16 protein-coding genes and 1 pseudogene are annotated in these 20,570 nt (G+C 36.7%); 12 read left to right on the top strand and 5 right to left on the bottom strand.

The window, feature by feature from the left end:
* Positions 1-141 precede the first annotated feature (141 nt).
* The 3 genes from F928_RS13540 (at position 142) to ppiD (ending at position 3,036) form a co-directional block, all read left to right on the top strand.
* Positions 142-597 (top strand): phasin family protein, encoded by a 456-nt coding sequence (locus F928_RS13540; RefSeq protein ID WP_002117904.1) that lies wholly within the window; start codon positions 142-144, stop codon positions 595-597.
* 169 nt (positions 598-766) lie between these two features.
* The gene (gene hup, locus F928_RS13535; RefSeq protein ID WP_001043034.1) at positions 767-1,039 is read left to right on the top strand and encodes an HU family DNA-binding protein; all 273 of its coding nucleotides are present in this window, start codon (positions 767-769) and stop codon (positions 1,037-1,039) included.
* A 131-nt stretch (positions 1,040-1,170) separates the two neighbouring features.
* Positions 1,171-3,036, top strand: coding sequence for a SurA N-terminal domain-containing protein (gene ppiD, locus F928_RS13530; RefSeq protein WP_005076208.1), 1,866 nt, complete (start codon positions 1,171-1,173; stop codon positions 3,034-3,036).
* Between the two features lie 48 nt (positions 3,037-3,084).
* On the opposite strand, the gene araC is transcribed toward ppiD, so the two are convergent.
* On the bottom strand, positions 3,085-4,029 hold the full coding sequence (araC, locus tag F928_RS13525; protein WP_025469672.1) for an AraC family transcriptional regulator: 945 nt from the start codon (positions 4,027-4,029) through the stop codon (positions 3,085-3,087).
* A gap of 189 nt (positions 4,030-4,218) precedes the next feature.
* Here araC and alkM point away from each other — a divergent pair, with 189 nt between their 5' ends.
* The gene (gene alkM, locus F928_RS13520; protein ID WP_005076204.1) at positions 4,219-5,430 is read left to right on the top strand and encodes an alkane 1-monooxygenase; all 1,212 of its coding nucleotides are present in this window, start codon (positions 4,219-4,221) and stop codon (positions 5,428-5,430) included.
* Positions 5,431-5,552: 122 nt separating this feature from the next.
* Here the strand turns inward: alkM and acadM are convergent, their stop codons facing one another.
* The 4 genes from acadM to F928_RS13500 form a co-directional block, all read right to left on the bottom strand.
* Positions 5,553-6,758: an acyl-CoA dehydrogenase family protein gene (gene acadM / locus F928_RS13515; RefSeq protein ID WP_005076200.1), complete on the bottom strand. Its 1,206-nt coding sequence runs from the start codon at positions 6,756-6,758 to the stop codon at positions 5,553-5,555.
* Positions 6,759-6,781: 23 nt separating this feature from the next.
* Complete coding sequence (locus F928_RS13510; protein WP_154650065.1) at positions 6,782-8,065, bottom strand: acyl-CoA dehydrogenase family protein; 1,284 nt, start codon at positions 8,063-8,065, stop codon at positions 6,782-6,784.
* 228 nt (positions 8,066-8,293) lie between these two features.
* Positions 8,294-9,667 carry an ABC1 kinase family protein gene (locus F928_RS13505; RefSeq protein ID WP_005076196.1) on the bottom strand — a complete coding sequence of 458 codons (1,374 nt, stop codon included), beginning with the start codon at positions 9,665-9,667 and terminating at the stop codon, positions 8,294-8,296.
* Between the two features lie 233 nt (positions 9,668-9,900).
* On the bottom strand, positions 9,901-10,203 hold the full coding sequence (locus tag F928_RS13500) for a hypothetical protein (protein WP_005076193.1): 303 nt from the start codon (positions 10,201-10,203) through the stop codon (positions 9,901-9,903).
* A gap of 189 nt (positions 10,204-10,392) precedes the next feature.
* Here F928_RS13500 and ybaK point away from each other — a divergent pair, with 189 nt between their 5' ends.
* The 8 genes and pseudogenes from ybaK (at position 10,393) to F928_RS13465 (ending at position 20,534) form a co-directional block, all read left to right on the top strand.
* A complete protein-coding gene (gene ybaK / locus F928_RS13495; RefSeq protein ID WP_002117920.1) occupies positions 10,393-10,860 on the top strand; it encodes a Cys-tRNA(Pro) deacylase in 468 nt (155 codons plus the stop codon).
* A gap of 158 nt (positions 10,861-11,018) precedes the next feature.
* Entirely contained in the window at positions 11,019-13,250 is a 2,232-nt protein-coding gene (locus tag F928_RS13490; protein ID WP_002122230.1) for a TonB-dependent receptor, read from the top strand.
* Positions 13,251-13,813: 563 nt separating this feature from the next.
* Positions 13,814-15,960, top strand: a pseudogene (gene mtlD, locus F928_RS0103855) (bifunctional mannitol-1-phosphate dehydrogenase/phosphatase).
* A gap of 100 nt (positions 15,961-16,060) precedes the next feature.
* Positions 16,061-16,687, top strand: coding sequence for a 2'-5' RNA ligase family protein (locus F928_RS13485; protein WP_002122173.1), 627 nt, complete (start codon positions 16,061-16,063; stop codon positions 16,685-16,687).
* Complete coding sequence (gene cobU, locus F928_RS13480; RefSeq protein ID WP_002122244.1) at positions 16,675-17,193, top strand: bifunctional adenosylcobinamide kinase/adenosylcobinamide-phosphate guanylyltransferase; 519 nt, start codon at positions 16,675-16,677, stop codon at positions 17,191-17,193. The genes F928_RS13485 and cobU overlap by 13 nt, the downstream gene beginning before the upstream one ends.
* Before the next feature lies 1 nt (position 17,194).
* Positions 17,195-18,250: a nicotinate-nucleotide--dimethylbenzimidazole phosphoribosyltransferase gene (gene cobT, locus F928_RS13475; RefSeq protein ID WP_002122261.1), complete on the top strand. Its 1,056-nt coding sequence runs from the start codon at positions 17,195-17,197 to the stop codon at positions 18,248-18,250.
* Positions 18,243-18,842, top strand: coding sequence for a histidine phosphatase family protein (cobC, locus tag F928_RS13470; protein WP_002122157.1), 600 nt, complete (start codon positions 18,243-18,245; stop codon positions 18,840-18,842). Before cobT ends, cobC begins: the two co-directional genes overlap by 8 nt.
* A gap of 123 nt (positions 18,843-18,965) precedes the next feature.
* Complete coding sequence (locus F928_RS13465; protein ID WP_002122128.1) at positions 18,966-20,534, top strand: histidine-type phosphatase; 1,569 nt, start codon at positions 18,966-18,968, stop codon at positions 20,532-20,534.
* The last annotated feature ends 36 nt before the right edge of the window (positions 20,535-20,570 follow it).

Here is a 20,570-nt window from a genome sequence, read left to right as displayed (position 1 = left end):
GTCGTGTTAAATATATTTACATGACTTATTTGCTTTGTAGAACAGTTTTGTAAATGGATCAAGTCTTTACTTTGATATTATAGAAATATTTTGTGGTCAAATCAGTCATCATTTCTCTCATCTGATTAGGAGTTTAGATTAATGGATAATGCAAATACAGATACCCAGATAGAAGAGTCGGAAGAAAAAAATAAATTAAAATCAAAAAGTTCAAGAAAATCAGCTTTAGATTTTAGGAAGTATACTAAGCAAATTTGGCTAGCAGGACTTGGTGCTTTTTCACGTGCGGAAGAAGAGGGAAATAAGCTCTTTGATTCTTTGGTTAAAGTGGGTGAGGAGCTAGAATCAAAAACTGGAGACTTGGCAGACAATACTGTTGGCAAGGTCACAGAAAAAGCAAAAGAATCTGTATCTGAAACAAAAGACAGAGTAGAAAAGATTCTTGATACGAGTGTTAATCACTCTTTAAACCGTATTGGGTTGGTGACGCCGAAGGATTTGCAACACATCGAACAGCTGCTTGTACAACTGCATATTAAGGTGGATGCTTTAATAGAAGAAAATCAACATTTGAAAGAAAAATTGAATAAAAAGTAAAAAAATGTTGGGATTTAGCAAATATATAACAGTTTTTTAGCATTTATTTTTGCTAAAAGCCCTGCTCTAGTATTGCGTTTTCCCCTAAAGCATTGCTATAAAGGCGTCATGGCCTTTTAAACTATAGCCTTGGACCTTAAACAAACGATATTAAGAGGATGTTTTATTCATGAATAAATCAGAATTAATCGATGCAATTGCTGAAAAAGGGGGAGTATCTAAGACTGATGCAGGCAAGGCACTCGATGCGACAATTGCGTCAATTACTGAAGCACTTAAAAAAGGTGACACAGTAACTTTAGTTGGTTTTGGTACTTTCAGTGTTAAAGAACGTGCTGCACGCACTGGTCGTAACCCTAAAACTGGTGAAGAGCTTCAAATTAAAGCAACTAAAGTACCTAGCTTTAAAGCTGGTAAAGGTCTTAAAGATTCAGTAGCTTAATCTTTTAAGATGAATAAACGCGCCAATATAGGCGCGTTTTTTATTAAATATCTGAATTGACCAATATTGCTCATTCATTGATTGTGGTTTTTCAGTTAAAATTCTCCTCGAAATAAAATATTGGAATACTTATGGAATCGTTTCGTACAGTCATTAAGGGTTGGCTCGGCAAAGTCCTTCTAATTTTGTTTTTGACCCCTTTAGCACTTGTAGGTATTGAAGGATATTTTAATAGGGGAAACAAGGCTGATGTTGCAAAAACAGTAAACGGCCAAGAAATATCTAAAAAAGACCTTGAAACTTTAACTCAGTCTTACAAAGAACAATATTTAGCTGCTGTTAAAGGGGATGAAAGTTTACTTAATTTGCCTGTCATTCAGGCTAAGGCACTCGATATTTTGGTGTCACGTAATCTATTAATACAGCAAGCAGAAAAATTAGGTATCTCTTTGAGTGATGCTCAAATTGAGCAAATGTTAGCTCAGCAGCCTAGTTTGCAAGAGAATGGTCAATTCTCACAAAAACTCTATGAAAATTACTTACGTTCTATTGGCATGACGAGTCAGGGTTTAATAGCAAGCCTACGTCAAGATCATGCTTTGAAAATGTTAACGTCAACCTTTGCTGATTACTCTTTAGTAAGCAAAGTTGATCTAATGCAAATTGCGAATTTGCAAACTGAACAACGTACGTTACATTTAGCTAGTATTAAATTAGATGCTTACAAAACAGGTTTAACTGCATCTAATCAAGAAGCTACAGATTACTATAACAAGCATCAAAATGAATTTAAGCAACAGGCTTCGGTTGATGTTGATTATGTTGTCTTATCTCCATCAATGATGGCTAAACCAGCTCCTGCAACTGAAGCTGAACTTCAGCAAGCTTATGCAAAGTTTGTTGAAACTCAGAAAAAAGATGCTAAACGAACTGTAAAGCATATTTTAATTACTACTGATGCTCGTGATGATGCAGCTGCTCAAAAACTTGCAAAAGAAGTTTATGCGAAAATTCAGAGTGGTCTATCGTTTGCACAAGCTGCATCGCAGTTCTCTGAAGACCCTAGTTCAAAAGCAAAAGGTGGTTTAGTTGAAGCATATGCTCCAGGTGTTTTCTCGGATGCATTTGATAAAACTGTTTTAAGTTTGAAAAATGGACAAGTTTCGCAGCCAGTAAAAACACAATATGGTTACCATATTATTGAAGCAGAAACTCAAGCTAACCAAATCCCTTCATTTGAAGCTGAGAAAGCGCGTTTAACGGCTGAGGTTGAAAAGAATAAGGTTGCTACGGTTTATTCAGATGCTGTAAACAGTTTGAATGAAACAATTGTTGGTAATGATTCTTTAGAAGCTGTTGTACAAGAAGTAAAAGGTGCAAAAGTTGAATCATTGAATGGTGTAACTTTAGCAACTCAAAACCCATATTTAAGTGATCCAAGTGTCAAAATTAAGTTATTTAATGATGATGTGAAAAATGGAGACCGTAATGCATCATCTAATATTCAGTTAGCAAATGGTGATACGGTATGGATTAAAGTGCGTGATTACCACGCAGCTGGTGTAAAACCATTAGCGCAAGCGATGAATGAAGCAAAAGCCAAAGTTATCGATGCAAAAGCGCGTAAAGCAGCCCAAGCAAAAATTGCTACCATGTTGACTGAGTTTAAAACTCAACCTGCAGACCAAGTGGTTGCTAAAAACAAAGTCGCATTTGAGTCAGCTGGTGTGTTTACTCGATCACAAGGTTTAAAACGCGAAATTGAACGTGCTGCATTTAGCTTAGCTACCCCTAAACCGGGTATGTGGTCTGTTACAACAGCAAACTTGCCAAATGAACTGGTAGTTGTTGCAGTTTCAAATGTAAATTCATCAGCCGCTAATGCTATTCCTGCTGATCAATTACAACAGCTAAAACAACTTTATCGTCAATCTCGTGGTCAACAAATATTGGAAGATTACAGCCAATATTTAAAATCACATGCAAAAATTAAATAATAATTTGATCAAATAAAAAAAGCGCTTCGGCGCTTTTTTTATTTTCTATTAATCGAGATGATGTTCGATATATTGCTGTCGATATTGTTTGGGTGATAAATCAAAAATTCTTTTAAAGGCCTGACTAAAAGCAGTCTCGGATGAATAGCCGACTTTGTTTGATATTTGCTGAATTGAAAAATTACTTGTGCGTAAGTACTGACTTGCTAAACGAAAACGGTAATGTTGCAAATAAGTTAGAGGTGGTTCCCCAATAATACTATTAAATAGATTTGCGAATTTGGACCGTGACATACAGCATTGTTCTGCTAAAGACTCAACTGTCCAAGCGACTTCTGGTTGGCTGTGAATAGCAGATAGGGCATTACTTAATTCAGGATGGGTTAACGCACTTAGCCAGTTTTGTTGATCTGTCATTTGTTGAACGTGATCACGGATGCACTCAATGAGAAGAATACTGACTAAATGATCAATAATTTTGTCATGTCCCGGCCTGATTTTTTGAGTTTCAATTGCTAAAAAATAAAGCCCAATTTGTAGCCATTCTGGTGGGTTGGTTTGATTTTCGTGTTGAATATGCATGATCGAAGGCAATGCATTAATCAAAGGGCCTGCCATATGAGTATCAATCTGACAGCGCAAACACAGTAATAAGGTTTTATTAGGAGAGGAGGTACCAAATTCAATTGCGTCTTGTCTATGACCGTTAAAAAGCGAAGTAATATCTAATGAATCTACTAATTTAGTTGCTGTTGATTTTGAGTCGGTGGCATTATGTGCCTTTCCAGAAGGAATTAAAATAATATCACCAGCTGTCGCAATTATTTTTTCTGACGCATTAAGTTGAATATATACTGAACCAGTTAAAACAATATAGGCAAGTAAAGCAGATTGATCTTGTGTTTTAAAAGCCCATTCTCCTTGTGCTTTTAAATAGATGTATTCAGACTTATTAAGGTGAATATCATCAAAAAATTTACTTAGTGCATCCATCTTTAAATGATCAATCATTATTTTAATAAAATTATAGTGAGCTATAAGAATAGATCAACATGTGTTTTTAGGACAAAAAAGTGGAAGAAAATGCCAAAGACTTTGAAATAGGTTTTTTGGACGGTTACTACTGTTAAGTAAGTACTATTTCTTTAACTATATAGATATATAGAAAAAGGAAATATGACTATGAATGCACCAGTAAATGTTCAGCAAGAACTTATGCCAGTGCCAGCGTCTATGCGTGAGATAGATCGTAAGCGCTATTTATGGATGATTAGTCCGGCTCTACCTGTAATTGGTTTAGGTATTTTAGCTGGATACCATTTTGGTCCACGCCCATTAAAGAAAGTATTTGCTTTAGGTGGCCCACTTTTATTACACGTTGTGATTCCTGCAATTGATACGATTATTGGTAAAGATGCACGTAATCCAACCGACGAAGAAATTAAGCTTCTTGAAAAAGATCCGTATTATTCACGGTTAGTGAAGAGCTTTATCCCATTACAATATGCTGCAAATGTTTATGCATGTTATTTAACAAGCCGTAAAACTACGTCATTCATTGATAAGATTTTGCTCGGTGTTTCAATGGGGGCGATTAATGGTATTGCGATTAATACAGCCCATGAATTAAGTCATAAGCATGATCGTATTGATCATATTTTATCTCATCTTGCTTTAGTTCCTACAGGTTATAACCATTTCCGTATCGAACATCCTTATGGACACCATAAACGTGCAGCAACTCCTGAAGATCCAGCTTCTTCACGTATGGGCGAAACATTTTATGAGTTCTGGCCACGTACAGTTGTAGGTTCTTTTAAGTCTGCAATTGAAATCGAGAAAAATCGTTTAAAACGTAAAGGAAAAGAGTTCTGGTCAGCAGATAATGAATTATTACAAGGCTGGGGAATGAGTGCTGCTTTTCATGCTTCTATGGTGGGAATTTTTGGTAAAAGTACAATTCCATATTTAGCGACACAAGCATTTTATGGCATTAGTCTTTTTGAAATTATTAACTATATTGAACATTATGGCTTACTGCGTCAGAAAAAAGAAAATGGTCAATATGAGCGCACAATGCCAGAGCATAGCTGGAACAATAACAACGTAGTAACAAACTTATTTCTGTACCAGTTGCAGCGTCACTCAGATCATCATGCTTATCCGACTCGTCCATTCCAAGCATTACGTCATTTTGATGAGGCGCCAGAATTACCAAGTGGTTATGCAAGTATGTTATTACCTGCATTAATTCCTTCGTTGTGGTTCAAAATAATGGATAAGCGAGTTTTTGATCACTATAAAGGTGATTTGAACAAAGCGAATATTTCACCAAAACGACGTGCAAAAATCTTCAAAAAATTTGGTGCAGTAGATAAATCCTTAGAAGCATAAAAATTGAATAAATAATATATTCCTGAAATACCAAACCCTCTAATCATGTGATTAGAGGGTTTTATTTTTTAGATAAATCTTAGCGTTATGAAGCAAGAGAGTTAGATTCTCTTGCGTCTTTTTTATTTTAATTCACTGGAAGATTTACCAAGCTCACGACGCGCAATAATTAATTGTTGAATTTGCTGAGTACCTTCAAAAATATCAAGAATTTTTGAATCACGTGCCCATTTCTCAAGTAGTTCGTCTTCGTTATAGCCAACACTTGCTGCCAATTCGACACACTTTAAAGTGATCTCGTTACCAACACGACCTGCTTTTGCTTTTGCAATAGAAGCTTCTTTAGAGTTTGGCTTTTTGTTATCAGCCATCCACGTTGCTTTTAACATGAGCAGACGAGCAGCTTCCCACTCAGCCTCCATACGGTAGATTTGTGCTGCAAGGTTAGAAGAATGTAGATAGGGAGTCGAGTAGTCAGGATCAAGCTGATCTTTAAAAATCTCTTTAATACGCTCTAGTGAAGCTCTTGCACAACCGATTGCCATTGCTGCAACTAAAGGCCGAGTATTGTCAAAAGTTTCCATTACTCCGGCGAAACCTTTAGCAACATCCACTTCTGCATTACCCAAAAGGTTCTCTGCTGGCACACGGCAGTCAATAAAACTGATGACTGCTGTATCTGATGCTTTAATTCCTAATTTATGTTCGAGACGTTCGACCTTCATACCAGGCGTACCTTTGGGCACTACAAATGATTTAATCGCTGCACGGCCAAGTTTACGATCAAGTGTAGCCCAAACAACGACAGAGTCTGCTCGTTCACCTGAGGTCACAAAAATCTTTTCACCATTTAGAATGTAGTCATTGCCATCTTTGGTTGCTGTGGTACGGATAGCGGCAGAGTCGGAGCCACAACCCGGTTCTGTGATGGCCATTGCTGCCCATGTTCCTTTGAACCGTTCTAATTGCTCATCATTTGCGACAGCAGCAATTGCTGAGTTTCCAAGACCCTGACGAGGCATACTCAGTAATAAGCCTGTATCGCCATAACACATCTCAATAATTCCAAGAGCGGTCGACATGTTGGTTCCATTGCGAATACCTTCATTGTCGGTATCACCGCGCTTTCCAGCACCCGCAGCACCAGCATTAATTCCTTCACCACCTTCATTCATGCCATCAATGAGGGAGGCAAGCATATCAAGTTCTTTTGGATATGCATGTTCAGCTTTATCATATTTGCGAGAAATAGGGCGTAAAACATTGATCGCAACATCATGTGCTTGATCAATCATCATTTTGAATTTTTTAGGATTTTGTAAATTCATTAAAGTATCCTCTGATTGATCTTTTAAGCATGTAAGCCAGATTGTAAAATTGCAGTAGCCCGTAAATCGCGGTACCAACGTTCAACGGGATGTTCTTTTGTGAAACCATGTCCACCAAGAATTTGCACACCGTCTGTACCAATTTTCATGGATTTTTCAGCACAAAGTAGATGAGCTAAGTAAGCTTCGCGGTGAAATGGCTTGCCTGACTCTGCAAGGCTTGCTGCATTTAAAATCAACATACGCATTGCATCAATTTCAATTGCCATATCTGCAATCATGAAAGCGACACTTTGACGATGTGAAATAGGTTCACCGAACGCGGTTCGTTCATTGGCATATTTAATACAGTAAGCTTTTACAGCTTCACATGTACCTACAGCCATTGCACACCACATTAAGTTGCCTAAATCTACAAAGGCTGTGTAATCAAAATCTGTTGCACCTAAACGTAGAGCAGGAGTGTGATTAAAGCGAAGAGTTGCTGTTTCTGCGGCTTTAAGACCCATGGCCGGAGTGTTTTTTATTGAAATTGTTTCATTACACTGCACGACGAATACGTCTGGCTTGCCGTTAAAGTCTGCACTTACTAAAAATACATCAGCTAAATCGCCTAAAATCACTAATGTTTTTTCACCATCAATAAAAAACTGATCATTTTCAAGTGATGCTTTTGTTTTTAAAACATAAGGGTTAAATGCTGGAGTTGTTTCTTGAACAGCAAAAGTTGCTGTAATGTCTGAGTCTTCTGCAAAACATGGTAGGTACATCGACTGAACTTCAGTAGAACCCCAACGTGTGATTGCATTAATAACGCTAAATGTACTGAGTAATCCTGCTGTAAGGCTGAAATCACCTTCAGCTAGTTTTTCAGCAATTAACAAGTTACTAACGATATTTTGTTCGGCCGCTACTCCACCGAGTGCTTCTGGAAGTGCATAGTAGTTAAGTCCTAAATCTTCAACATATTGCCAAAGACTTTCAGGAAACTGAGCTTCCTGATCGGCATCATGAGCTAACCCCAATAAAACCTCTTGAGCAAATTGAGACATTGCTTCAGAAGTCATTTGTTGTTCTTCGGTTAAACTTAAATCAAATAAATTTTTTTGTTGGCGAGGTAAACGTTGTTGAGAGATTTGCTTGGGCTTAAATGTTTTTTGAGTCTGCGTTAATGCTCTAAAGCCAACTTTTGAACCTTGATAAAGAGATTTTTCAACAAATTTACGCAACTTGAGTTGATCAAGTACATCGCTTCCAGCCAATCTTGTGATCAGCGATAAACCCAAACCCTGAGCTTTATTGATCATACTTGTCATGATTATGGTGTCCTAACATATTGTTATTGTTTTATGCTGACACGCCTTATATTAAAAAACTATGTCGTTACTGACATTCGAAAAATGAGTAGATAAATGGTAAATAGAAAATAAGAAAATTATAAGTTTTTGATTTTATTTATTTAAAATAATTGTAATGTTGGGGAGCCGAGAAGGATTGACTAGAATGACATGGAATCATTCTAGTCTTTCATTAAATCAAGCAAAGTTACGAATCATACGTCGCACATTGGTTTTTGCATCAATAACCGTCATAAATGTGTAGGCTCCAATGAATTTACGGCTAATAAACATAAACTCTTTTGGCGGAACTGAAAAATAACGTGAAGCCATTGATTTACTAGCTTGTTGCATAACACGGCTATGAAGCTGGCTTTTCTTCCAGTCATAACGTTCGTGTTCATCCATAAGACCAGCGGGCATATCTGGGTTATTTGCAGGAGTACTGAATGCTTCTGTTGCAAGTAAAAAGACATCAGCCATACCTGGTTTAATACTTTCAGGCATCGCATCAAAGAACTCGTAACCAGTCATGGCTTTGACCATTGCATCTTTATTATGTTGATAACCTGCCTGAATGAGTTGACGGGCAACTGATAGCAAGTGTTCATCAAACTGGCGAATAGCACCAAAATCTAATAATACAATTTTGTCTTGAATGTCTTGGCCATTACCTAAACGAACAAGGTAATTACCAAAGTTAGGGTCAGTTTGCATTTCACCCCATTCAAAAATTTCACGAACCGCAATCTCTAATGACGCTTCACCGAGTTGATTACGACGTTCTTGAGGTAATGACAACATCACAGGACTATTAATTGGCACACCACGTTCAAAAGTCATGCAGAGCACTTGATTAGTGCAATATTCATCTACAATTGTAGGGACAATATAACGCTCATCATCTTTTAAGCGTTCAGCAAAGCGACGAGTAGTGGCAGCTTCAACATCATAGTCAACTTCGCGATGCATCATTTCACGTACTTCATCAAACCACTGATCAAATTCACGGGTTTGTGGAACCATACGCGTCAGTTTAAGCATGTTTTTAAACAAGCTCATATCGGAGTCAATAGCATTTGCAACGCCTGGATATTGAATCTTTAAAACTAACTCTAAACCATCTGATTTACGCGTTGCACGGTGTACTTGTGCGAGAGAGGCCGTACCAATTGGCTCATGATCAATTGTTAAATCATTTAATTTAGCGCCCAATTGCTCTTGAAGGTGCGGCTTAATTGCAGGCCAATCCAAAGCAACTGTCTGGTTATTTAAGGTGTTTAATGCTTGTGTAATTTCTTCAGGTAAAAAATGTTCACCATAAAGGGCCATCATTTGGCCAATCTTAACAATAGAACCCTTAAGTTTACCTATTTCAGAAACCAGATAATTAGCTTGCTCGCTCATCGCTTTTTTGCGTTTCTTTTCTTTTTCTTCCTCATTAGAAAATAAAGAAGAGGCACTTGCAGTTGCCCAACGTGTTCCTGCAAGTAAAGAAGCTTTCGCGATTGATAAGCGTCGATCCATGGAAGAAGTTTTTAAACTCTTAAGCTTATCTTTCTGATTTGACATGAAAATAGAATCCTATGCGCATCATGCAGCCAAACGCTGGTGATCTAAAATTGTAACGAATATTACATGTTTTGAGCGTATTAAAATAGTTCTCTCAGACTGAATGATCAGTCGAAATGGCTATCTTTATTTCATTAATTTAAAATAGCCTAAGCAATTTTAAAATTTAAGAAACTTACAGCGTTCAGGTGAGTAAAACTAGGGTAAAAACAGATCTTTCACAAAAACTTAAATTACATTTTAAATTGGATCTTTAATTCAGACTTCTGCATTAAGTGAAGGCGATTGGACTGAATATGCTGTAATAACATTTGTTTGACTGAATCATGCATAAAACCAAGTGCATGAGCTTTTACAATAATAATGCTGGGTAAGGTATAGAAAAAATACTTAACATCCTCGAGTGTTGCATTATTAAAGATGCCTTGTTCAATTAACGTCTGCTGTAAAAACTGCTTTTCATTTAAGACATAATCTGAAGATTCATCCCAAAAACGGTGGCGCATAGCCATCAGATTGTTGTGTTTATAACTCATAAAATTGTCAGCTCAGACTTAAATCTAAATAAAATATATGGAGTCGAGCCATGAATATCAAGTTGAGATTATTTTTTATTCAGTTGCTGTTTGATTTTTTATGTAATTCTTGTAAATAGCCTAAGCAAATTTAAAAATTTTTCTAAAAAACCTATAATCCAAATAATTTCATCTATAACACTACTTATTATGACTCCTGCATGTAGACTGTTAAAAAGTAATAAAATCGAATTTTCTATTCATGAATATGAACATGATTCAAATGCTAAAAGTTTTGGATTAGAAGCAGCAGAAAAACTAAATTTAGATGTAAGGGAAGTATTCAAAACATTGATGGTTAGCGATGATAAGAATTTTTTTGTTGCAGTATTGCCAGTTAATCATCAATTAAATTTAAAAAAAGTGGCTACGGCGTTTGGCTGCAAAAAATTGCAAATGGCCAATCCAAAAGACGCTGAACGTTTAACGGGGTATTTGGTCGGAGGGATTAGTCCTTTAGGTCAAAAGAAGCGTTTAAAAACCGTTATTGATGCATCTGCACAAGCGTTCAGCAAAATCTATGTGAGTGGAGGAAAACGGGGACTAGATATTGGCTTAAACCCGAAAGATCTAGCACAACTCTTAAATGCTCAATTTGTTGATGTACTTGATGAGTAAAATAAATCTTTTTCTTATCTCATTAAATTAACTAATTTTAAGATTGGTAGTATTAAATCAAGTTATTTTAATAAAAACAATTCTCATTATTATTTATATTTAGTATTATCCCGAGCCTTATAACTATCTAATAACTTTTGGGTTTGGAGAAAGGGAAAATGCATCGATACAAAAAGGTTGGGGCTAACTCAAATCATCTGATGTGTGCAGAATCACGATATTTTAAATTAAAACCTTGTTGTATTGCTCTAGCAGCAATATTTGCGCAGCAGGTTTATGCAAATACAAGTATTGAAAAGGCAGCCCTTAATAATCAACCGACACAAAAGCCTGTAGCTCAATTGCAAAAAATTATAGTGACGGCGACAAGGACGCCAAAAAATATTGCTGAAATTGCAGGCACAGTTCAAACGATTGAAAAGCAGCAAATTGAACAACAGGCAACTGCTGGACGAAAAATTGCCGATATATTGGCTCAGTTGGTTCCATCACTTGGGGTGAGTAGTGGAACAACTACCAACTATGGGCAAACAATGCGTGGTCGTGAGGTCATGATTATGATTGACGGCGTATCGCAAAATGGCTCACGCGATGTTGCTCGGCAACTAAATAGTATTAGTCCAGGCATGATTGAACGTATTGAAGTTCTTTCAGGAGCTACAAGTATTTATGGATCAGGTTCTACCGGCGGGATTATTAATATTATTACGAAACGTGCTGATTCGACTAAACCAGTAAGTTTTGAAACTAAACTTGGTATTACGTCTTCCGATACATTTCGGAGTGATAGTCTAGCTTATGAAATTGGCCAATCCATTTCATTTAATAAAGATAATGTAAATGGTTTTTTAGGGGCTAATTTCACTAGTCGCGGATCTCAGTTCGATAGCCATGGTGATCGTATTGCTATAGCACCTATGCAAGGTAGCCGTCCTGATACTGATACAATTGATATTAATAGTCGTATAAATATAGATTTAACTGATAACCAATCACTAAGTTTGGGTTCGCAATATTATAAAGATGAACAAGATACGAATTATGGTCCTGATTATGGGAAAAATTATATTTATGGAGGAGCGCCTAACTCATATATTGGGAAAAAGGGTTTAGAAATATCTAATCAGCCTTTTACAGAGCGCTATGCATTCAACACTCAATACCAAAATAAAGATATTTTAGGTCAGGTCTTAAATTTAGAAGGATATTACCGTAAAGAAGATGCTCGTTTCTTTCCAGTCTTTTTAGGAGGGGAAGGTACAGAAGCAAAACAATCTCAATCTGAAATCGAAGTGGCTGGTCTGCGCTCAACAGTACAAAGTGATTTAAATATTATGAATCGTGAGCTTAATCTAACTTATGGCTTAGATTATGAACATGAAAAAGATCATCAATACTACGAGCATTTCACAGCATTTAATACAGGTTTGACCTATAAACCTACAGGTAAAACTTCCGATGCCGGTCCAAATACAACAATTCAAAGTGCTGGCGTTTTTATACAAGGTGATTACGCTTTAACAGACCGTATGAATGTCCAGGCTGGTACTCGTTACCAATATATTAAAGCTGAAACAGAACAGTATTCGACTAAAAATGGGATACAAACAAGCGGATCTGTAAATGACGATGCTGTTTTATTCAATTTGGGAACGATATATAAATTAACAGATGAGCAGCAAATATTTGCTAATTTCTCTCAAGGTTTTAGCTTTCCAGATGTACAACGGATGATGCGTGATGCATTTAATATATCAACCGCTAATATCCAACCTATTAGTGTAAACAGCTATGAATTAGGCTGGCGTTTACAAGGAGAGCAGAGTCTAAATCTAGGTATAACGGGTTTCTATAATACCTCAGACAAAGTTGTTCAATTCTACAAGAACAGTAATAAAGAAACTGTTGCTGAGGTTATGGACAAAGACCAGCGTGTATATGGTGCTGAACTAACGGCGACCTATCCATTTATGGAAGAGTTTAAAGTTGGGGGAACACTTGGTTATACGCGAGGTCAATATAAAGATACGGATGGTAAATGGAAAGAGTTGAATGCTTTTCAAGTTTCACCAATAAAAGGTACGGTTTTTGCCGAATGGAGTAGCGATGAGGGTTATGGCGCTCGTGTGCAAATGCTTGCTATAAAAGGTACAAATGAAGCAGTAAAAGATGGTTCACTTTCAGCTGTAAAAATTAAAGGCTATAGCACGATGGATGTTTTGGCTCATTTTCCAGCTTGGAAAGGACGTATAGATTTTGGTGTATATAATGTTTGGAATAGAGACTATCGAACTGTCTATAGTCAACAAGCAGAAAAAGTATATGGTCTTGTAGAAAGTATACCAGCTGAAGGACGTACTTACGGCCTCAGTTATACATTTAATTATTAATGTGAAGTGAGATAGGGAATATCTATAAATCATAGGTATTCCTTAATAAATTTAAAAAAATAATAAAATAAACTTGCATTATTAAATGCAAATGATTATCATTATCTATATTGAAGGTTGAGAAACGTTCTAGTAATTAAGATTAACGTCTACTACTGTAATGCTAAGTTTTAGGCGATTTAAAGTTATACCAGAGACTCCAATAACAATGGTGTTGAAAAAGGTGAGTTGATTCCTGGTATGTGACACCTGCGCGACATTATAAAAATATGCGGGTGCAAGTAGCGGTAAATGGAACTAAGAAAAATAAATACTATCAGCGCAACAAAAAGAACTAATCAAAAGCAGCAGGCGAGGATGGCCTGCTGCTTTTGTAGTTAAAGTTAATTTCATAGTTATTTATACATTTCAACTATTTTGGATATTTAACTCTACACAGTAACAGATCGATTATATTTTTGATTAAAAAATAACCACTAATGTTTCATTTATTAACATCCTGCCTTTTTAGCCGTTTTTTTGTATACCCTGAATAAAACATGATCAAAAAAAGAGGTAAAAACGTGCTTATTTTTCATGGAAAACCTGTTCACGGAGCTATCTTCGATATGGATGGGACAATGTTTGACACTGAGCGATTACGGTTTCAAACATTGCAACAGGCATCTCAAGAACTCATTGGACAGGAGTTTTCACACGAATATTTAATGCAATGTTTAGGTTTAAGTGCAACTACTGCTGAGCAATTGGCGCAACGTCTATATGGCGTAAATGTTCCATATAAAGAAATTCGAAAAAAAGCTGATGAGATGGAACTCGAATATATTCGAAAACACGGCGTACCTATCAAAAAGGGTTTAGTTCAAGTTTTAGAGCGTTTACGAAAATCGGGTTTAAGAATGGCTGTTGCGACTTCAAGCCGTAGGGCAATTGCTGAAGAATATTTAATTAATGCGAATGTTTATAAATTTTTTGATGTGATTACCTGTGGTGATGAAGTAGAGCAAGGAAAGCCGCATCCAGAAATCTTTTTAAAAGCTGCTAGTCAACTTCACTTGGACGCTAACCAGTGTCTTATGTTTGAAGATTCTGAAAATGGTTTAACTTCAGCTCACACTTCAAAAGGTTTAACGATTTTATTAAAAGATATTAAAGAACCAAATGACGAAATGCTGGAAAAAGCACATTTTTATTATGATCAGATGTATGACTTTTTAACCGATCTCGACCAATTTATCCCTGTTATGGACATGCCAGAAATGCAGGAAACTTTTCCGCAAAGTCTGAATCAACTGACAGTGGGAATACATGGTTTCGGTGCTATTGGCGGTGGTTATGTAGCGCAAATCTTGTCACATTGGGATGGGTACACAAAACCAAAAAGAATTATTGCTTCAACACGTAATAGTCTTTTTCGAGAAGCCGTAAATGCATTTGGAACATATAGCATTCGCTATGGGCAATTTTCTTATGATGAACGTATTGAGAATATGACCATTGTTGATTCTGAAAATGAACAACAAATGTTGGAGATGTATACTCATTCAAGTTTAATTGCACTTTGTTTACCCGAACAGGCCATCGAAGTTGAGGCAAAAATAATTGCAAAAGGGTTATATGCACGTTTTAACTCATCACTTGAAGCATGTATTGAACCACTAACTTTTCTAATTATTTTAAATAAAGTCGGCGCGAAATATTTAGTTATGAAGCATCTTAGAGAAGCTCTACTAGAGTTGACCAACGATGAAGATGTGACTGAGCATATTTTAAAAGAACATTACTTTTGCGACACCGTTGTAAACCGTATGGTTTCAAAGCTATCTAATCAAATTTTTATCGCCAACTTCGTATTAAGCATAATTTTCTTGAACAGCATTTAGAAGATGTGGAAAACGAGGAACAAATCGAAATTGAAGACTGTAATAAATTGACTCAAGATCAGCAAAATCAGGCATCTTTATATGTTGATAACATGCGCCGTAATTTTCAGCCAGGCCATATATTACAAAGCATGGATCTAATTCTGTTTCATAGCGAAACGGATATGCCAATTTATGTAGAAAAAGGCAGCCCTTTACTTGAAAAGTTGCGTCAAGTTGTCTTGGTTAATCAGATTACAGACATTCAATTAATCAAAAACCGACTATGGAATGGCGTGCATGCCATGCTTGCTTGGTACGCATCTTTACTAGGTTATGAGTCTATTGGTGTTGCCATGGGGGATCATTCAGTTAAAGTGTTTGCAGAAAACTTAATTAGAGAAGTAAAGCAAGGGCTTGCAATTGTATTACCTAATTATGCAAAAGATCTGGACCGCATGGCACAAAGCTTTCTAGACTCATGTGAATATGCTTTTAAAGATCCTTGTCAAAGAGTGGCACGAGATCCACTTCGCAAGTTAACTCATAATGAAAGAGTAATCGCATCAATTGAGGTAAATATCGCACATGATTTACCTTATAAAAACCTATTAAAAGGTGCTGCTTTGGGTTATGCCTATGCGATTCAATTTTTAGAAATTGAAGAGACTGATGCAATTAAACATTTGCACGAGCAAGTTAAAAAACTGGATATGAGTGCTGCTCAAAAAGCACAACTTGAAGTTGAGTTAACACAATTAGTTCAATATTTATTTTCTGAACAAGGCAAACAGCCTTTAAACATGAATATTGTCAACTCACAAAAAGCGCGAACTCAATATGCCTAAATCCTTTTAATTATGCTCTACAACTGAAAGGCAAACATGCTTTAATACAAAAACTTAATGATTTTGAATTAAAGCTGTGTTGCTAAAACCCACGACGTTCATGATGCCAACATCTATACGGGATTATCCTGAGTGGCATCTTGGGCGCCAAAATTATGCGTTATGGTATTTAGAAATTAATGATCAAAAAATAGTTGATTATTTAGATGCCTTGCGTGCACATTTTTCAGAATTTTTAATAGAACCTAATCATCGCCAATATCATGTCACATTATTTATATGTGGATTCTTAACTAACGAAACTAAAATTTATGGTGATGACTTTAGTTTTGGTGAGTTTGTACAGCAAAGAGAAATCTTAAAAAAAGAAGATTTTGCTCCGTTTCATTTAAAAATTGGTTCAATCGATAGCTTTAGTAGTGCTCTATTTGTAGAAATAGGAGACACGGAAAATATCTTATTTCAGATACGCCAAAAACTCGGCCTAGTTTCTAATGAAATTGCGGCTTTAGATTACTGTCCGCACATCACTTTGGGATTATATAAAACAGACTATAGTAGTGATTTGATTTTACGAAAAATTTCTGAATTACCTGTACAATATAAACAGACCGAATTTGACTTTAAAGTTGAGCATTTAACATTTGGTTATTATCAAGCTCAAACTTTACAAGGTAAGTTATATCCATATCAGCTTTTGTTTTTAGGTGATCCATGTTGCAACTGATTTTGGGTGGAGCCCGTTCCGGCAAAAGCCGGCTGGCTGAACAAACGGCAATAGATAGGCAATTAGCTGTCACTTATGTTGCAACGGCGCAAGCGCTTGATCCTGAAATGCAAAGCCGAATAACACATCATCAAAATCAGCGTCCTTCTCACTGGTCTTTGGTTGAAGAACCTTTATATTTAGCAAAGATTCTGCAAAAAATTGATCGACCTAATCAAATTATTCTGGTGGATTGTTTAACACTTTGGCTAACCAATTTGTTACTTTTAGAAGATCAAAATGTTCAGCAATTTGAATGTGAGCAGCTGTTAAAAATTTTACCCACGCTTCAGTCAGAAATTATTTTAGTAAGTAATGAAACGGGTTTAGGCGTTGTGCCACTCGGTGAGATTAGTCGTCGATTTGTCGATGAAGCAGGCAGGCTGCATCAGAGTTTAGGGCAAATTGCAGATAAGGTTGTGTTTTGTGTGGCTGGTTTTCCAATGATTTTAAAAGGTGATAAGTAAAATGAACTGGTGGTTACAATCTGTACAGCAACCTGATGTGGACGCAAAACAACAAGCTGAGCAACACCAGCTTCAACTGACCAAACCTACAGGTGCTTTAGGTGATCTAGAACTGATAGCAGTAAAACTTGCTAGTTTGCAATCAAATGCACATCCACACATTAACCATCCATGGATTACAGTTTTTGCTGGCGATCATGGCGTGGTTGAAGAAAATATCTCTGCATATCCTCAAGCCGTAACCCGTCAAATGTTACAAAACTTCACGACTGGTGGTGCAGCAATTAGTGTCATTGCCAAATATCATCAAGCACATTTACAAGTGATTGATTGCGGTACAGTTGGTGAAGCATACGAATACGCGGGCGTTGAACGCCATTGTATCCGTGCCGGTACAGCAAATTTTGCTAAACAAGCCGCAATGAATGCAGATGAATGTCGTGCTGCTTTAGAGTTAGGAAAAAACAGTGTAGACACGGCCAAATCTAAAGGTGCAGATATTTATATTGCTGGTGAAATGGGAATTGGAAATACCTGTTCTGCTTCTGCCTTAGCATGTCTTTTATTAAATGATACTGCCGAGCAATTAACCGGAGTCGGTACTGGAATTGGTGCCGATCAGTTAAGACATAAAATTGAAGTAATTGAAAAGGCAATTGAACTTCATCATAAACATGTTACTGGCGATGCGTTCAAAACACTGTGTGCAGTTGGTGGATTGGAAATTGCGGCAATTACAGGTGCTTATATCCGCTGTGCGCAGGTGGGCTTACCTATCATTGTGGATGGTTTTATTAGTTCGGTCGCTGCTTTATGCGCAGTGCGGATGAACTCTAAAGTGCGTGACTGGATGCTTTTTGGCCATCAATCGGCAGAATATGGCCACCAACGTATTTTACAAGAACTCAATGCTGAGCCGATTTTAAAAATGAATTTACGTTTAGGTGAAGGTAGTGGTGCTGGCGCTGCTTTGGCATTGGTTAAAATGGCATGTGTATTACACAACCAAATGGCTACCTTTGCTCAAGCTGCTGTAAGCGGGGATAAAATTGGGTAAATTTAGAATTGATTTGCTCAGACATGGCGAAAGTCAATATAGCCATACTTTACGTGGCCATTTAGATGATGAGTTAACAGCAAAAGGTTGGCAGCAAATGCAGTCAACCATTGAGCAAGTGACTAATCAGGCATGGGATGTCATTATAAGTTCATCATTAAAGCGTTGTGCTTGTTTTGCTGAGCAACTTGCGAAGACAACTCAGCTGCCTTTACTTCTAAATCATGACTTAAAGGAAATGTATTTTGGTGATTGGGAAGGCGTCTCAACTCAGCAAATTTATGAAACTTCACCCGAATTACTTGCAAATTTTTGGCAAAAACCTAGTCAATATTGTCCACCTCGCGCAGAAACATTAAACCAGTTTCAAATAAGGGTCCTTAAAGGCTTTCAAGATTTGCTGAAGCATATGCAAAAGCAAAACTTACAGCATGCACTGGTTATAACTCATGGCGGTGTAATTAAGCTATTGGCTTGCTTAGCCAGACAACAGCCTCTAGATGACTTACTTAAAATGCCGGCAGAACTTGGGAAATTATATTCTCTTGAATTTTCTGAAACAGATGGTCAATTAACTTTTATATTAAGATAGTAGTTTTATATTTTTATACACTTGTAAGTTATTATTTTTACAATATTATTTTAGCCTGTGTAATAGAACTGTCATTGCTAGAAACTAAGCTATTGGCATTTCTTATAACCACTCATCTGACTTATGAATATTTTATTTAAAACGACTGTGCTCGCCGCATCACTATTACTCGTTGCGTGTAACGATAATGATGATCAAGAAGCTCAAACTGCACCATCCACAAACCAATCAAAATATTATCAAACAAAAACGCCTTACCAACCGCAACAAGAAATAAAAAACTATGAACAAACACCGAATGGATTCCAGCCAGTTTTTACAGAGCTAGTGGCACGTCACGGTTCAAGAGGTCTCTCAAGTCTGAAATATGATTTGGCACTTTATAATTTATGGAAACAGGCAAAAGCAGAAAATGCCTTAACACCATTAGGTGAGCAATTAGGTGCTGATTTAGAAGCCATGATGAAGGCAAATATCTTATTAGGTTATGGTGTGGAAGGGATCCGCCAGTACGGTTATGGGAATGAAACCATGACTGGTATTTTAGAACACCGCGGCATTGCCGATCGCTTATTACAGCGCTTACCAACTCTTTTAAACTCGCAAGCATCTATATTGGTACAAAGTTCTGGAGTGGATCGTGCTGTAGATAGTGCAAAATTCTTCACTGCTGAACTCATCAAACAACGACCGCCACTGAAAGATAAAATTGTTCCATTGTCTTATACCAATTTATCGAGTGAAAGCGTGCCAAGTGTTGAAGATGGTGGCGTTGATCGTTTCAAACTCTATTTTCATAGTTTGAATGCAGACGAAGACTTAGTTCAACCCTTGAGTGCTAGCCAACAAAAAATTTATGATGCTAGCCAGGCCTATCAAGATTTTGAAGAAAATAATAAAGATTTAGCACAAAAGTTAGATGAGTTATCGAAAAATACCGAGGCTGAAAAAACAGCTCAAACAGTGCTCAGCCCGATTTTTAAAGCAGACTTTATTAAAAAACTTGGTACAACAGGTTATAGTTTTAGTAACACTGGATCTTTTACAGTCACCTCACCTAAAGGTGAGCAAATTACAGAAAAAGGTAAGGGCAAAAATACGATTGCTAGTGCAGTAGATGCAGCAGCTTATATTTATGAGCTCTATTCAATTTCTGGTGGTATGAAAGATGAGTTGAAAGATATTGATTTTAATAAATATATGCCGTTAGACGCTGCAAAATTTTATGCTGAATTTAATGATGCGAATGATTTTTATGAAAAAGGTCCAAGTTTCACAGAGTCAAATCAAGTCACGAGTGAAATTGCCCAAGGACTCAAACAGGACTTGTTCCAACAAGTTGATGCGGTTGTAAATAAAGCTCAACCATACAAAGCAGTTTTACGTTTTGCCCATGCTGAAATTATTATTCCTCTAGCAACCAGTCTAGATTTACATAATATGATGCAGCCTTTACCACTACGTCAGACTTATAATTACTCAACCAGCGCATGGCGTGGTGAAGTAGTTTCACCTATGGCGGCAAATGTTCAATGGGATATTTACCAAAATAGCCAAGGCTCTACTTTGGTTAAAATGCTTTATAACGAAAAAGAAACTTTGTTCAAATCTGCATGTAACTATGCACGTTATACGCCAACTAGCTTTTACTACGACTACATCAAATTGAAACAGTGCTATCAAATGCAATAGATTTTCAGTTTTTGAAGTCTTTAATGGGAATAGGGA

This window comes from Acinetobacter pittii ATCC 19004 = CIP 70.29 (assembly GCF_000369045.1).
GTDB lineage: Bacteria > Pseudomonadota > Gammaproteobacteria > Pseudomonadales > Moraxellaceae > Acinetobacter > Acinetobacter pittii.
This window is presented reverse-complemented; position numbering and strand designations above follow the sequence as displayed.